Genomic DNA, 13648 nt, shown 5'->3' on the forward strand with positions numbered 1-13648 from the left:
CGGACCACCCGCGCGGCTGCTCGACTGGCCTTTCGACCCTTCCCTTTTCGCACGACCGACCCCGGAGCGGCCAGTGGGCGCACCGCCTGTTCCCCGTGCCGCCCGGACGGACGCCGTCCTCCGGGAGTTCGTGGCCCGCGCCGTCAGGGAGGGCCGGGCGAGCAGCGGCTACCACCACCGCAACCACGTCGTGCCGTTGACCGGGCCGCCGGCCGCGCTGCTGGGCCGGGAGCCGGGGACCCTGGTGACCGTGCGGGTGCCGCGCCCGGACGCGGTGCCGGTGGTGATCCGGACCTGGCCCGGCGAGCCGGAGATCCTGCGGGCGGTGCGCGGAGTGCTCCCGCGGGTGCCCGAGTGCCTGGCCGCGGGGCCCGGCTTCGCCGTCCACAGCTTTGTGGACGGCGCGGTCCTCGCCGACGTCTGCGGTCCCGGCAAACCGGTCGACGGGCCGCTGCTGACGGAGCTGGCGGAGCTGCTCGCCGCCGTCGTCCAGGTCCGCGGCGGCGCCCTGCCGCCCCTCCCGGCCCACTGGCCCGGCAACCACACCGACTCCCAGGGCTTCCTGCGCACCCTCGCCCACCTCGCCGACCAGCAGATCCGGCGGCCCCACCAGCAGCGCTACGGCGGCCTGTTCACCGCCCTCGGCGTGCCCGAGGACGCCCTGGCGCGGTTCGCCGACCGGGTCCCGGCGATGACCCGGCGACCGTTCGGGCTGCTCCACGGCGACCTGCACCGCGGCAACCTGGTCCTGCCGGCCGACGGCGGCCCGCCGCACTGCGTGGACTGGGAACTGGCGTGCTACGGCGACCCGTTGCACGACCTCGCCGTCCACCTGGTGCGCATGCGCTACCCCGAGCACCAGCGGCGCGAGGTCGTCGACGCCTGGGCCGAGGCCGTCCACCGGGTACGGCCCGCCGCCACCGCCGGGCTCTCCCGGGACCTGCGGCACTACCTCGCCTTCGAGCACGCCCAGTCCCTGTACGCCGACGTGATCCGGGCCGCCCGCTCGCTGGAGCGGTCCTTCGGCCGGGAGCGGCTGGCGCGGGCGACGGCCGCCGTCCGGGACGCCCTGCGGGCCGCCGCCGGGCCGCTGCGGCTCGGCCGGGTGCCGGAAGCGGACGAGATCGAGCGGATCCTGTTCCGCCGCGGGGCGTCGGGCAGTCCGGGCAGGCGGGTCATCGGCTGGACCCCGGACCGGCGCGTCCCCGAGCACCCCGACTTCCCCCGCTCCGCGGTCGCCGACGCGCTGTTCCTGGAGGGCGCCGCCCCGGCCGGCCGGGTGTTCAAGGGGGCCGCGCACCTGAACACGGTGCTCCGGGTGCCCGGCACGCCGTTCCCGGTCGTCGTCCGCCGCGAGGCGACCGTCGTGCTGCGGCGCGAGACCGGCTTCCTCAGCGAGCACGCCGTGCTCCGGGCGATCGAGCGGTCCGGCGTGCCGGTGGCCGCGCCCCGGGTGCTGGCCCTGGGGGAGAGCCACGCGAGGGACCCCGGTCTGCCGTACCGCGCGGACCGCTTCGCCGTCCACACCTACGAGGGCGCCGCCGACCTCGGCCGCCGCCCCGAGCACCCGGTGCACGGCCTGCGGCCGCACGAGGCGGACTGCCTGGTCGACCAGCTGGCCGCGCTGACCCGGGTCGACCACGCCCCGCTCGACCCGCTCGGCGGACCGCCCCGCTTCTACGACTGGCTCAGCGACCAGCTCGTGGCCCTGGTCGCCGGCCTGCCCAGGGCGTCCCAGCAGCTGGCCCGCCTCCTCGGGCTGCCCGACACCCCCCGGCTGCGCGAGATCCTCGCCCGGCACCGGGTCACCCCCCGCGCCCCCGCCCTGCTGCACGGCGACCTCAACCCGTGGAACCTGGTGCGCCGCGACGACGGGCCGCCGCTCACCCTGATCGACTGGGAGATGGCGCTGGTCGGCGACCCGCTGTACGACCTGGTCCGGCACATGCACCTCACCCCGACCCGCCCGGAGATCCGGGACCGCATGTTCCGCCGCTGGGAGACCCGGCTGGACCCGCGCTTCACCCGGGGCTGGCAGCAGGACTGGCGGGTGTACCGCTGGACCGAGATCGTCCGCTCGGCCTACGTCGACCTCGACCGCCTGGTCACCGGGGCCGCCCTGGACGCGCCGAACGTGCGGCGCGCGGTGGAGTCGTACGCCATGACGCTGGCCGCGGCCACCGCCTCCCTGGGCCTGTCGTCCCGGCGGCGCGGCGGTCCGGACCTGGCCTGGCCGCCGGTGCCGGGCGGTGCTGCGTAGGCTCCCCCCATGGGCGAGATGGGTCTGCGTGAGCGCAAGAAGCAGCGGATGTACCAGGACGTGTCGGACACCGCCGTACGGCTGTTCCTGGAGCGGGGCTTCGACGCGGTGTCCGTGGCGGAGGTCGCCGCCGCGGCCGGGATCTCCAAGCCGACCCTCTTCCGGTACTTCCCGGCCAAGGAGGACCTGGTCCTGCACCGGATCGCGGACCACGAGACGGAGGCCGCGCGGATCGTCGCGGGGGCGGCCGACCCGGTGGACGCGCTGCGCCGGAACTTCCTGGCCGGCCTGGACCGGCGCGACCCGGTCACCGGCCTGAACGACCACCCGGACGTGCTCGCCTTCCACCGCCTGCTCTACGGCACCCCGTCCCTGGTGGCGCGGGCGTACGCGCATCAGGAGCGGTCGGAGGAGGCGCTGGCCGAGGCGCTCGGGGGCGGTCTCGACGCGCGGCTGGCCGCCGGGCAGATCATCGCCGTCCAGCGGATCCTCGCCCAGGAGAACTGGCGGCGGATCGCGGCGGGGGAGCCGGTCGAGGAGGTGGCGCGGGACGCGGCGGGGGCGGCCGAGCGGGCGTTCCGGCGGCTGGCGGAGGGGCTCCCGGAGCTGAGGCCTTCCAAATGAGACTCGGTTAAAAACGTAACTGGGTTACATTTCTGTCGTACGCTGGCGGCATGACGTCACTCGACTCCGCCCTGACGGACACCCTGCACACCGAGCGCGCCTACCACGACACCTGCCGTACGGCCCTCGCCGCGATGGTCGAGGGCGCCGCCGAACAGGTCGTCGTCGGCGAGGACGTCTCCGCCTCCGGAGCCGACGCCGAGGTGCTCGGATACCGGCTGCGCAGCCGGGCCAAGGCGATGCGCGAACTCCCGCCCGGCCCGCTGTTCTTCGGCCGCCTCGACTTCGCCGACGGCGACCCCGCGCACGGCGGGCAGAGCTACCACGTCGGCCGGGTGCGGATCACCGAGGACCCGGCCGCCCCGCCGCTCGTCGTCGACTGGCGGGCCCCCGTCTCCCGCGCCTTCTACCAGGCCGGCGCCCGCGACCCGCAGGGCGTGGCGGTCCGGCGCCGGTTCGGCTGGGCGCCCGGCAGCCGGGGCGACTCCGCCGACCTCACCGGCCTGGAGGACGAGCACCTCGGCCGGGGCGAGAGCCGGACCAGCGACATCCTGGCCCGCGAGATCGAGCGGCCCCGCGTCGGCCCCATGCGGGACATCGCCGCCACCATCCAGCCCGAGCAGGACGACCTCGTCCGCGCCGGCCTCACCGACTCCGTGTGCGTGCAGGGCGCCCCCGGCACCGGCAAGACCGCCGTCGGCCTGCACCGCGCCGCCTACCTGCTCTACACCCATCCCAAGCGGCTGAAGCGCGCCGGCCTGCTGATCCTCGGCCCCAACCGCACCTTCCTCTCCTACATCGCCGAGGTGCTGCCCTCCCTCGGCGAGAGCGGCGTCCGGCAGTCCACCCTGCTGGACGAGATCGCCCGCCACCCCGCCACCGGCACCGACCCGCTGGAGACGGCGGCGGTCAAGCACGACCCGCGCATGGCCGAGGTGCTGCGCCGGGCGCTGTACGCGCGCGTGGGCACCGCCGGCGTCGGCGACCTCGCCGTACCCGACGGGTCGTACCGCTGGCGGGTGCCCGCCGGCGAACTCGCCGACCTCGTGGCCGAGGTGCGCGCCGAGGAGCCGCCGTACGCCGTCGGACGGGAGCGGGTGCGCACCCGGGTGGTACGGCGGCTGCGGGACCAGGCCGAGCGGCGCTCCGGGGTGCTGCCCGCCTCCTGGACGCGACGCGTCGAGCGCTGCCGGCCGCTGACCGCACAGCTCGACGCGGTCTGGCCGAAGGTCCGTCCGGAGGAGGTCCTCGCCGAACTCCTCACCGACGCCGAGGCGTTGGCCCGCGCGGCCGACGGCCTGCTGGACCCCGACGAGCAGGCGGCACTGCTCTGGCCCCGCCCGCCGCGCTCGCACAAGTCGGCCCGCTGGTCGGCCGCCGACCTGGTCCTGCTGGACGAACTCGCCGGACTCGTCGAACACCCCGAGGGCTACGGCCACCTCGTCGTGGACGAGGCGCAGGACCTCTCGCCGATGGAGTGCCGGGCCATCGCCCGCCGGGCCGCGTTCGGCTCGCTGACCGTCCTCGGCGACCTCGCCCAGGGCACCACCCCGTGGGCCGCCCGCGACTGGTCCGTGCAGCTGCGCCACCTCGGCCGGCCGGACGCGGCCGTGGTGCCGCTGACCACCGGGTTCCGGGTGCCGGCGGCCGTGCTGGAGCCGGCCAACCGGCTGCTCGCCCGCCTCGACGTCGCCGTACCCCCCGCCACCTCCCTGCGCACCGACGGCGAGCTGACCCTCCGGCCCACCGAGGACCTGCTCGCCACCACCGTGACCGCCGTGCGCGAGGCCCTCGCCGGGGAGGGGTCGGTCGGGGTCGTCACGGCCGACGCGGACACCGACCGGGTGCGGGAGGCACTCGACCGGGCCGGCCTGCACCCGGCCGGCCCCGACACGCTCGGCGCCCGCCTGGCCGTCGTCCCCGCGAGCGTGGTCAAGGGCCTGGAGTACGACCACGTCGTCGCCGTCGAGCCGGCCGCCGTCGTCGAGGCGGAGGAGCGGGGCGCGCACCGGCTGTACGTGGTGCTGACCCGGGCGGTGTCCCGGCTGGACGTCGTCCACAGCCGGCCGCTGCCGTTCTGACCGGGGGCGGGGGCCTGGACGGGCGGTGCTCCGGGGGCGAACCTGTGGCTGATGCTGCTCTTCCTCGACGTGGACGGTCCGCTCATCCCCTTCGGGGCGGCGGACCGCGCCTACCCCCTGTACGACGGCCCCCCGGTGCCCGCCGCCGACCACCCGCTGCTGGCCCGCGTCGACCCGGCGCTGGGCCCCCGGCTGACGGCGCTGGGCTGCGAGCTGGTGTGGGCCACGACCTGGATGGACGACGCCAACGACTGCCTCGCGCCGTGGCTGGGGCTGCCGCCGCTGCCGGTCGTGCGGTGGCCCGACGCCGACCAACGGCCGGGCCTGCTGCACTGGAAGACCCGGCCGCTGGCCGGCTGGGCGGCGGGCCGGCCCTTCGTCTGGGTGGACGACGAGCTCACCGAGGCCGACCGCGCCTGGATCGCCGTCCGCCACCCGGCCCCGGCCCTCCTGCACCGCGTCGACCACCGGTACGGCCTGACGGAGGCCGACTTCGCGGTGCTTCAGGAGTGGCTGGAAGCGCTCGGACGGGGGCGGGGCCGTGTCTGACGCGCGGCGGTACGGACGGGTGCGGGCGGCCACGCGGCGGATGCGCGGCGGCACGGGGGCGAGCGCCACGACGTGCCCGCGGCCGGCGGTGGTCCGCGGCCCGACGACGCGGCGCCGCCCGCCCGGCCCGCCGCGCGTCACGCGCCGACGTACTCCGCGAGGTGCTCGCCCGTGACGGTGGAGCGGGCCGCGACCAGGTCGGCGGGGGTGCCCTCGAAGACGATCCGGCCGCCGTCGTGGCCGGCGCCCGGGCCGAGGTCGATGATCCAGTCGGCGTGGGCCATGACCGCCTGGTGGTGCTCGATGACGATCACCGACTTGCCCGCGTCGACCAGCCGGTCCAGCAGGCCCAGCAGCTGCTCGACATCGGCCAGGTGCAGACCGGTGGTCGGCTCGTCCAGGACGTAGACCCCGCCCTTCTCCGCCATGTGCGTGGCCAGCTTCAGCCGCTGCCGCTCACCGCCGGACAGGGTGGTGAGCGGCTGGCCGAGGGTGAGGTAACCGAGACCCACGTCGGCCATGTTCCGCAGGATCCGGTGGGCGGCCGGGGTGCGGGCCTCCCCGTCGCCGAAGAACTCCTCGGCCTCCGTCACCGGCATCGCCAGCACCTCGCTGATGTCCCGGCCGCCGAGGCGGTACTCCAGCACCGAGGAGTCGAACCGCCGGCCCTCGCACTCCTCGCAGGTGGTGGCCACCCCGGCCATCATCGCCAGGTCGGTGTAGACGACCCCGGCGCCGTTGCAGGCCGGGCAGGCGCCCTCGGAGTTGGCGGAGAACAGCGCCGGCTTCACGCCGTTGGCCTTGGCGAACGCCTTGCGAACGGGCTCCAGCAGGCCGGTGTACGTCGCCGGGTTGCTGCGCCGCGAGCCGCGGATCGGCGCCTGGTCGACGAAGACCACGCCCTCGCGGGCCGGGATCGACCCGTGCACGAGCGAACTCTTGCCGGAGCCGGCGACACCGGTGACGACGACGAGCACGCCGAGCGGGATGTCGACGTCCACGTTCCGGAGGTTGTGGGTGGCGGCCCCGCGGATCTCCAGCGCCCCGGCCGGCTTCCGCACCGTCTTCTTCAGCGCCGCCCGGTCGTCCAGGTGCCGTCCGGTGAGCGTGCCGCTCGCCCGCAGCCCCTCCACGGTGCCCTCGAAGCAGACGGCACCGCCCGCCGTGCCGGCGCCGGGCCCGAGGTCCACCACGTGGTCGGCGATCGCGACGACCTCCGGCTTGTGCTCCACCACGAGCACCGTGTTGCCCTTGTCCCGCAGCCGCAGCAGCAGGCCGTTCATCCGCCGGATGTCGTGCGGGTGCAGGCCGACGGTCGGCTCGTCGAAGACGTACGTGACGTCGGTCAGCGAGGAACCGAGGTGGCGGATCATCTTCGTCCGCTGCGCCTCGCCGCCCGACAGCGTCCCCGAGGGCCGGTCGAGGGAGAGGTAGCCGAGACCGATCTCCACGAACGAGTCCAGCGTCCCGCCGAGCGCGGTCAGCAGCGGCCCCACCGACGGCTCGTCCAGCCCGCGCACCCACTGAGCGAGGTCGCTGATCTGCATCGCGCAGGCGTCGGCGATGCTGATCCCCTTGATCTTCGAGGACCGGGCCGCCTCGCCGAGCCGGGTGCCGTCGCAGTCCGGGCAGGTCGTGAAGGTGACCGCCCGGTCCACGAACTCCCGGATGTGCGGCTGCATCGCCTCGCGGTCCTTGGCGAGCATGGACTTCTGGATCCGCGGGACGAGCCCCTCGTACGTCATGTTGATGCCCGCGATCTTCATACGGGTCGGCTCGCGGTGGAGGAAGTCCTCCAGCTGCCGCCGGGTGAAGGTGCGGATCGGCTTGTCCGGGTCGAAGAGGCCGGACTCGGTGTAGAGGCGGTGGTTCCAGCCGCCGGGCTTGTAGCCGGGGATGGTCAGCGCGCCCTCGCTGAGCGACTTGTCCTCGTCGTAGAGCTGGGACAGGTCGATGTCCGTGACCGTGCCGCGGCCCTCGCAGCGCGGGCACATGCCGCCGGTGACGCTGAACTCCCGGCGCTCCTTCACCGTCTTCCCGCCGCGCTCCACGGTGACCGCGCCGGCCCCGCTGATCGAGGCGACGTTGAAGGAGAACGCCTTGGGCGAGCCGATGTGCGGGGTGCCGAGCCGGCTGAACAGGATCCGCAGCATCGCGTGGGCGTCGGTGGCGGTGCCGACCGTGGAGCGCGGGTCGGCGCCCATCCGCTGCTGGTCCACGATGATCGCGGTGGTCAGCCCGTCGAGCACGTCCACGTCGGGCCGCGCCAGCGTGGGCATGAAGCCCTGGACGAACGCGCTGTACGTCTCGTTGATCAGCCGCTGCGACTCCGCGGCGATCGTGTCGAACACCAGCGAACTCTTGCCGGAGCCGGAGACCCCCGTGAACACCGTCAGCCGGCGCTTGGGGATCTCGACGCTCACGTCCTTGAGGTTGTTCTCGCGTGCCCCGTGCACACGGATCAGGTCGTGACTGTCGGCGGCATGCTGTGCGGTGGCGTCGTCCATGCGCGCCACGGTAGCGGCGGCCGCCCCGCGACGGCTTCTCCGTTCCTGACCCTCTTCACCGCGCGGCCGCGACACACTCTTGCAAGCGGGATGCTTGCAATTGTTAGCGAAGGTGGGGCATGGTGGAGGCATGGCATCACTGAACGTCGGCAATCTCGGTGAGTACCTGCGCGAGCAGCGGCGCAACGCCCAGCTGTCGCTGCGGCAGCTCGCCGACGCCGCCGGGGTGTCCAATCCCTACCTGAGCCAGATCGAGCGCGGGCTGCGCAAGCCCAGCGCGGAGGTGCTCCAGCAGGTCGCCAAGGCCCTGCGCATCTCCGCCGAGACCCTGTACGTCCGCGCCGGCATCCTCGACGCCGAGCGGGGCCGGGACGAGGTGGAGACGCGCGCCGTCATCCTCGCCGACCCCACGCTCAACGAGCGGCAGAAGCAGGTGCTGCTCCAGATCTACGAGTCCTTCCGCAAGGAGAACGGATTCGGGACCGGCGAGCCTGCCGAGGACGACGGGCCGGGGCACGGGAGTGTGGACCAGGGGACCGGTGGCGGCAGCCGTACGGCCGGCGCGGGTGATGCCGCCGGAAGTGACACGGACGCCGGCCCGCGGCGGACGGCCGGCTGACGCCGGACCAGGGCACCGGACGCCCGCCGCGGACCACACCGACCCAGCCGAACGCGAATCCGATCCGGGAGGACCCTCACCATGGCCATTACCGACGACCTGCGCAAGACCCTCAGCGACCCGACCCCGCTCTACTTCGCCGCCGGCACCGCCGACCTGGCGCTCCAGCAGGCCAAGAAGGTGCCGGCCCTGGTCGAGCAGCTCCGCGCCGAGGCCCCGGCCCGCATCGAGGCCGTGCGCAACACCGACCCGAAGGCCGTGCAGGAGAAGGCCGCCGCCCGCGCCAAGGAGGCGCAGGAGACCCTCCAGACCAAGGTCAACGAGTTCATCGGCACCCTCGACGTCGACCTGAAGAAGCTCGGCGAGACCGCCCAGGACCTCGCCCTGCGCGGTGTCGGCGTCGCCGCCGAGTACGCCGTCAAGGCCCGCGAGACCTACGAGCGGGTCGCCGAGCACGGCGAACAGGCCGTGAAGACCTGGCGCGGCGAGGCCGCCGAGGAGATCGAGGACCTGGCCATCGTCGTCGAGGGCAAGCCCGAGCCGGTCGAGGCCAGGGACGACGAGCCGAAGCCGGCCGCGGTCCAGGCCGAGCCCGCCGAGGACAGGAAGCCCGCGGCGAAGAAGACCCCGGCCGCCCGCAAGGCCACCACCACGAAGAAGACGGCGCCGCCGGCCAAGTGACCATGGCCGGCGAGAAGGGTCCGGGCCGGGCACCTTTGGGGTGTCCGGCCCGTTCTATGGGTACGGTGGCGGCGTAGCAGGGTTCGGCGATCAACGGGCGGTGGGCAGCATGCTGATGTTGGGCTTCGCGGGGTTCATGGGCATCCTGAAGATCATTCTGATGGCCATCTCCGCGTTCGGGCTGTTCGACGCCGCCTTCCGGCGCGAGGACGCCTTCCGCGCGGCCGACAAGCAGAACAAGGTCTTCTGGCTGATCATCCTCGGCATCGCGCTCGTGGTCAGCTACCTGTTCTCGATCCTGTCCATCCTGCCCATCGCCGGCGCCGTCGCGAGCATCGTGTACATCGTGGACGTGCGCCCCGCCCTCCAGCAGGTCGGCGGCGGCCGCGGCTGGGGGCGGCGGCGGGGCAGCAGCAGCGACGGCCCGTACGGACCGTGGAACGGCGGTCGCTGAGGACACCCCGAAGGCGGGGCGCGGGGCGGCGGCCGCCGAGAGCACCCCGTGAGCGGGGCGGCGGGAACCCGCTACGGCGCCCGGTCCAGCAGGACCACCGCCACGTCGTCCGTCAGCTCGCCGCCGTTCAGCTCGCGCACCTCGTGGACCGCGGCCCGCAGCAGTTCCTCGCCCCGCAGCCCCTCGGAGAGCTGCCGGCGGATCAGCTCCACCATGCCGTCCTGGCCCAGGCGCTCGCCGTCCTCGCCGACCCGGCCCTCGATCAGGCCGTCGGTGTAGAGCATCAGGCTCCACTCGGCGCCCAGCTCCACCTGCATCCGCGGCCAGCGGGCGCCGGGCAGCAGGCCGAGCGCGGGGCCGTTGTTGTCGTAGGGCAGCAGCCGCGCGGGGCGGCCGGGGCGGGCGATCAGCGGGGCCGGGTGGCCGGCCAGGCACAGGCCCGCCCGGCGGCCGTCGGGGGCGATGTCCACCGTGCACAGCGTCGCGAAGATCTCCTCGTCGGCGCGCTCGTGCTCCAGCACCTGCTGCAGGGTGTTCAGTAGCTCGTCCCCGCACAGCCCGGCCAGGGTCAGCGCCCGCCAGGCGATGCGCAGCTCCACGCCGAGCGCGGCCTCGTCCGGGCCGTGCCCGCAGACGTCGCCGATCATGGCGTGCACGGTGCCGTCGGGGGTGCGTACGGCGTCGTAGAAGTCGCCGCCGAGCAGCGCCCGGGACCGGCCGGGGCGGTAGCGCGCGGCGAAGCGCAGCTGGGAGCCCTCCAGCAGCGGGGTGGGCAGCAGACCGCGCTCCAGCCGGCGGTTCTCCTGCGCGCGCAGCCGGCCCTCGGCGAGCCGCCGCTCGGCCGTGTCGGAGCGCTTGCGCTCCACCGCGTACCGGATGGCACGGCTGAGCAGCCGGCCGTCCAGCTCGTCCCGGAAGAGGTAGTCCTGCGCGCCCACGCGCACGGCCTCGGCGCCGCGCTCGGCGTCGCCGGAGGCGGTCAGCGCGAGCACGGCGTGCCGGGGCGCGAGCTGGAGGACGTGCCGCAGCACGGCCAGCTCGTCGTCGGTGTCGCTGCCGCCGGGCGCGGAGAGCGCCAGGTCCAGCAGGATGCAGTGGACGTCGTCGGTGAGCAGCCGCTCGGCCTCGGTGAGGTTGCGGGCGGTGCGGACGCGGATCGGCTTGCCGGCCGAGTCCAGCAGGTCGGGCACGATCGGCGAGCCGGCCGGATCGTCCTCGATCAGCAGCAGGGTGAGAGTGGCGCCGGTGCCGTTCACGGCCGTGGCGTCGCGGTGGGCCTCTTCCTTGAGGGGGCCGCCCACGGTGCGGGCGGCCTGCGCCTGACCACTCTCCACGGCCGGGATCGCTCTCTGCCGCGGTACGGGTACGGGCATTGTCCTGGGTTCCTTCCCTCCCCCCGAGGGCACGGGGCGGTGTCGAGGAGTCTCGACCCACCGACCGGGACCATAGCGGCTCCGGCCGCCCCGACGGAATGGTGTGAGCCGCGTCGCTCCGGTGCCCGCCGCCGTCATATGCCGCGTTCCGTACCGCAGTTGGACACGACGGCCGCCCCGACGGGATGACGAAGCTCACGTCCTGCCCGGGTTTGGGCGGGGGTTGGCCGTGCGGTGGGTCACATGAGCTGCGTCACCAGGTCGCATGAGGGCACATGAGCCGCGCCGGCGGGCCGCCGTGATCCCCCCGGGGGCGCCTCACGCGTCCGGTCGTACGACCCCGAGTATCGGCATCGAACCGGCGCCCGCGATCGTCACCGTGCGGCCGGGGCGCGGGGCGTGGATGATCGCGCCGTCGCCGATGTACATCGCGACATGGCTGGCGTCGTCGAAGTAGATGATGAGGTCGCCGGGGCGCATGTCCTTCACGTCGACGTGCTTCAACTGCCGCCACTGCTCCTGCGAGGTGCGCGGGACGGGGTGGCCGGCCGACGCCCAGGCCTGGGAGGTCAGGCCCGAGCAGTCGAAGGAGTCCGGCCCCTCGGCGCCCCACACGTACGGCTTGCCGAGCTGCAGGGTGGCGTACTTCACGGCCTTCTCGCCCTGCGCGGAGGCCTTGCCGTGGACGTCCTTCAGGACGCCGGTGTCCAGCCAGGCGGTCTGCGCCTTGTCCGCCGCCTCCTGTTCCAGCCGGGCGAGCCGCTCCTTCTCCTTCTTCTCCAGCCGGGACTGGAGCTTCTCGGCCGCGTCGATCTGCTGCTCGATCTTCTTCTTGGCGGCGGCCTTCGCCTTGCGGCCCTCCTCCAGCTTCTTCCAGCGGGCGGAGGCGTCCTGCGCGTACTCCCGCAACTCCTTCTGCGTGCGGGCCTTGTCCGCCATCAGCTTCTTCGCCGCCTGCTGGCCCTGGAGCACCCGGCCGGCGCCGTCCAGGAACTGGCCGGGGTCGTCGCTGAGCAGGAACTGGGCGGTGGCGGACAGCCCGCCGGTGCGGTACTGGTCGCGGGCCGCGGCGCCCGCCTGGTCCTTGAGCTTCTCCAGCCTCCGCTGCCCCTCGACGATCTTCTTCGCCAGCGCCACGATCTCGGCGGACTGCTTCTCGGCCTTCTCCTCGGCCGCGTTGTAGGCGTCGGTGGCCACGGCCGCGTCGTGGTAAAGCGCGTCGAGTCTTCTGCGGACCTCTTCAAGGTCCTTGCCGGGGGCGGGAGTCGTCGTCGGACCGGGGGTCGCCGTCGGGCCGGGAACGGGGTGGGGGGCCGCGAACGCCGTGCCGGGCGCCGACAGGACGGTCACCGCGCAGAGCACGGTCAGAGCGGCCGTGAGCAGGCCACGCTTGCCCGAACGCATACCTGTTCCCCCAAACTGATTTACCGTCAGTAACTTACGGTCGTCCGAGGGATCGTGCCACGGTCGCGTGCAAAGCGACAGAGGCCGTCTGAAGCCGGAATGCCCCGCCCGTCATCGCATACGACGATCTCCTCGCCGGTGTGACGAACGACGCACGGGGATCGTTCCGCACTCCGATCCCCCGAACGGGTGATCAGCCCCGGGGGGTCAACGCCCCCCACGCCACCGTCACTTCGCCCTGCCGCCAGCGGGCCGGGGAGTCCGTCACCGGCCAGTCGGACCTCAGGTCCCGTACGGCGCGCATCCAGCGCTGCCGGGCGCCGTAGGAGGCGTACGGCGCGGCGGCGGCCCAGGCGCGGTCGAAGTCGCGGAGGAAGGCGTGCACCGGCTCGCCCGGGACGTTGCGGTGGATCAGTGCCTTCGGCAGGCGTTCGGCCAGGTCGGAGGGGCGGTCCAGGGAGCCGAGCCGGGTGGCGAAGGTGACCGTGCGCGGGCCCTCGGGGCCGAGCGCCACCCATACGTGCCGCCGGCCGATCTCGTCGCAGGTCCCCTCGACCAGCAGCCCGCCGCGCGAGCCGCCGCCCGCCGGGGCGAGCCGCGCGCACAGCTGCCGCCACACCGCGGCGACCTCGGCCTCGTCGTACTGGCGCAGGACGTTCGCCGCGCGGATCAGCAGCGGGCGTCCGGGGACCGGCACCTCGAAGCCGCCGTGCCGGAAGGCGAGCCCCTCCCGCTCGTACGGCCGGGCCCCGGCCACCCGCTCCGGTTCGATCTCGATGCCGACCACGCGCGCGCGGGGCGCCGCCGCGCGGAGCCGGGTGAGCAGCTCGACGGCGGTCCAGGGTGCGGCGCCGTAGCCCAGGTCGACGGCCACCGGATCGCCCGCGCGCCGCAGCTCGGCGCCGTGCACGGCCGCGATCCAGCGGTCCATGCGGCGGAGCCGGTTGGGGTTGGTCGTCCCGCGCGTCACCGTTCCCACAGGCCGGCGGGTCGCTGCGCGGGCTGTCATGCGTACGAGGGTAAGCGGGCGCGGAGGGTGCACCCCGTCCACGCGTACTCCGTCGACGTGTACCGCGTTCGAACGGTTGACCGATCC

Annotated in this window: 11 protein-coding genes; 7 read left to right on the plus strand and 4 right to left on the minus strand. The window is 74.3% G+C overall.

Translation table 11 applies throughout. The features are described 5' to 3' along the window. Positions 1–73: 73 nt before the first annotated feature. From IEZ20_RS27020 to IEZ20_RS27035, 4 genes are read left to right on the plus strand one after another with little or no spacing between them, the layout of a single operon-like run. On the plus strand, positions 74–2260 hold the full coding sequence (locus tag IEZ20_RS27020) for an aminoglycoside phosphotransferase family protein (protein ID WP_189303367.1): 2187 nt from the start codon (positions 74–76) through the stop codon (positions 2258–2260). A 9-nt stretch (positions 2261–2269) separates the two neighbouring features. Then, the gene (locus IEZ20_RS27025) at positions 2270–2884 is read left to right on the plus strand and encodes a TetR family transcriptional regulator (protein ID WP_189303369.1); all 615 of its coding nucleotides are present in this window, start codon (positions 2270–2272) and stop codon (positions 2882–2884) included. 50 nt (positions 2885–2934) lie between these two features. Then, complete coding sequence (locus IEZ20_RS27030; protein WP_189303371.1) at positions 2935–4965, plus strand: HelD family protein; 2031 nt, start codon at positions 2935–2937, stop codon at positions 4963–4965. Between the two features lie 51 nt (positions 4966–5016). Next, on the plus strand, positions 5017–5514 hold the full coding sequence (locus IEZ20_RS27035) for an HAD domain-containing protein (protein WP_189303373.1): 498 nt from the start codon (positions 5017–5019) through the stop codon (positions 5512–5514). Positions 5515–5651: 137 nt separating this feature from the next. On the opposite strand, the gene IEZ20_RS27040 is transcribed toward IEZ20_RS27035, so the two are convergent. Beyond that, positions 5652–8021 (minus strand): ATP-binding cassette domain-containing protein, encoded by a 2370-nt coding sequence (locus IEZ20_RS27040; RefSeq protein WP_189303376.1) that lies wholly within the window; start codon positions 8019–8021, stop codon positions 5652–5654. 130 nt (positions 8022–8151) lie between these two features. Between IEZ20_RS27040 and IEZ20_RS27045 the strand changes: the two genes are divergently transcribed. The 3 genes from IEZ20_RS27045 to IEZ20_RS27055 all read left to right on the plus strand — a co-directional run bounded on the left by IEZ20_RS27045 (position 8152) and on the right by IEZ20_RS27055 (position 9775). After that, positions 8152–8640, plus strand: coding sequence for a helix-turn-helix domain-containing protein (locus tag IEZ20_RS27045; RefSeq protein WP_189303377.1), 489 nt, complete (start codon positions 8152–8154; stop codon positions 8638–8640). A gap of 81 nt (positions 8641–8721) precedes the next feature. Further along, positions 8722–9321, plus strand: a complete 600-nt coding sequence (locus tag IEZ20_RS27050; protein WP_189303379.1) for a hypothetical protein — start codon at positions 8722–8724, stop codon at positions 9319–9321. 109 nt (positions 9322–9430) lie between these two features. Beyond that, complete coding sequence (locus IEZ20_RS27055) at positions 9431–9775, plus strand: DUF2516 family protein (RefSeq protein ID WP_189303381.1); 345 nt, start codon at positions 9431–9433, stop codon at positions 9773–9775. Positions 9776–9846: 71 nt separating this feature from the next. Here IEZ20_RS27055 and IEZ20_RS27060 read toward each other — a convergent pair whose 3' ends face one another. The 3 genes from IEZ20_RS27060 to IEZ20_RS27070 all read right to left on the minus strand — a co-directional run bounded on the left by IEZ20_RS27060 (position 9847) and on the right by IEZ20_RS27070 (position 13561). Continuing rightward, positions 9847–11148: a PP2C family protein-serine/threonine phosphatase gene (locus IEZ20_RS27060; protein WP_189303383.1), complete on the minus strand. Its 1302-nt coding sequence runs from the start codon at positions 11146–11148 to the stop codon at positions 9847–9849. A gap of 318 nt (positions 11149–11466) precedes the next feature. Further along, positions 11467–12552, minus strand: a complete 1086-nt coding sequence (locus tag IEZ20_RS27065; RefSeq protein WP_189303385.1) for a C40 family peptidase — start codon at positions 12550–12552, stop codon at positions 11467–11469. Between the two features lie 193 nt (positions 12553–12745). Further along, positions 12746–13561: a class I SAM-dependent methyltransferase gene (locus IEZ20_RS27070; RefSeq protein WP_189303387.1), complete on the minus strand. Its 816-nt coding sequence runs from the start codon at positions 13559–13561 to the stop codon at positions 12746–12748. Positions 13562–13648 lie beyond the last annotated feature (87 nt).

Source organism: Streptomyces cinerochromogenes, from assembly GCF_014648635.1.
In the GTDB taxonomy this organism is placed as follows: Bacteria; Actinomycetota; Actinomycetes; order Streptomycetales; family Streptomycetaceae; genus Streptomyces; species Streptomyces cinerochromogenes.

Coding starts and splice junctions, on each gene's coding strand:
- IEZ20_RS27030 (WP_189303371.1), top strand. CDS start 2,935: ATGACGTCACTCGACTCCGCCCTGACGGACACCCTGCACACCGAGCGC.
- IEZ20_RS27035 (WP_189303373.1), top strand. CDS start 5,017: ATGCTGCTCTTCCTCGACGTGGACGGTCCGCTCATCCCCTTCGGGGCG.
- IEZ20_RS27055 (WP_189303381.1), top strand. CDS start 9,431: ATGCTGATGTTGGGCTTCGCGGGGTTCATGGGCATCCTGAAGATCATT.
- IEZ20_RS27060 (WP_189303383.1), bottom strand. CDS start 11,148: ATGCCCGTACCCGTACCGCGGCAGAGAGCGATCCCGGCCGTGGAGAGT.
- IEZ20_RS27040 (WP_189303376.1), bottom strand. CDS start 8,021: ATGGACGACGCCACCGCACAGCATGCCGCCGACAGTCACGACCTGATC.
- IEZ20_RS27045 (WP_189303377.1), top strand. CDS start 8,152: ATGGCATCACTGAACGTCGGCAATCTCGGTGAGTACCTGCGCGAGCAG.
- IEZ20_RS27050 (WP_189303379.1), top strand. CDS start 8,722: ATGGCCATTACCGACGACCTGCGCAAGACCCTCAGCGACCCGACCCCG.
- IEZ20_RS27025 (WP_189303369.1), top strand. CDS start 2,270: ATGGGCGAGATGGGTCTGCGTGAGCGCAAGAAGCAGCGGATGTACCAG.
- IEZ20_RS27070 (WP_189303387.1), bottom strand. CDS start 13,561: ATGACAGCCCGCGCAGCGACCCGCCGGCCTGTGGGAACGGTGACGCGC.
- IEZ20_RS27065 (WP_189303385.1), bottom strand. CDS start 12,552: ATGCGTTCGGGCAAGCGTGGCCTGCTCACGGCCGCTCTGACCGTGCTC.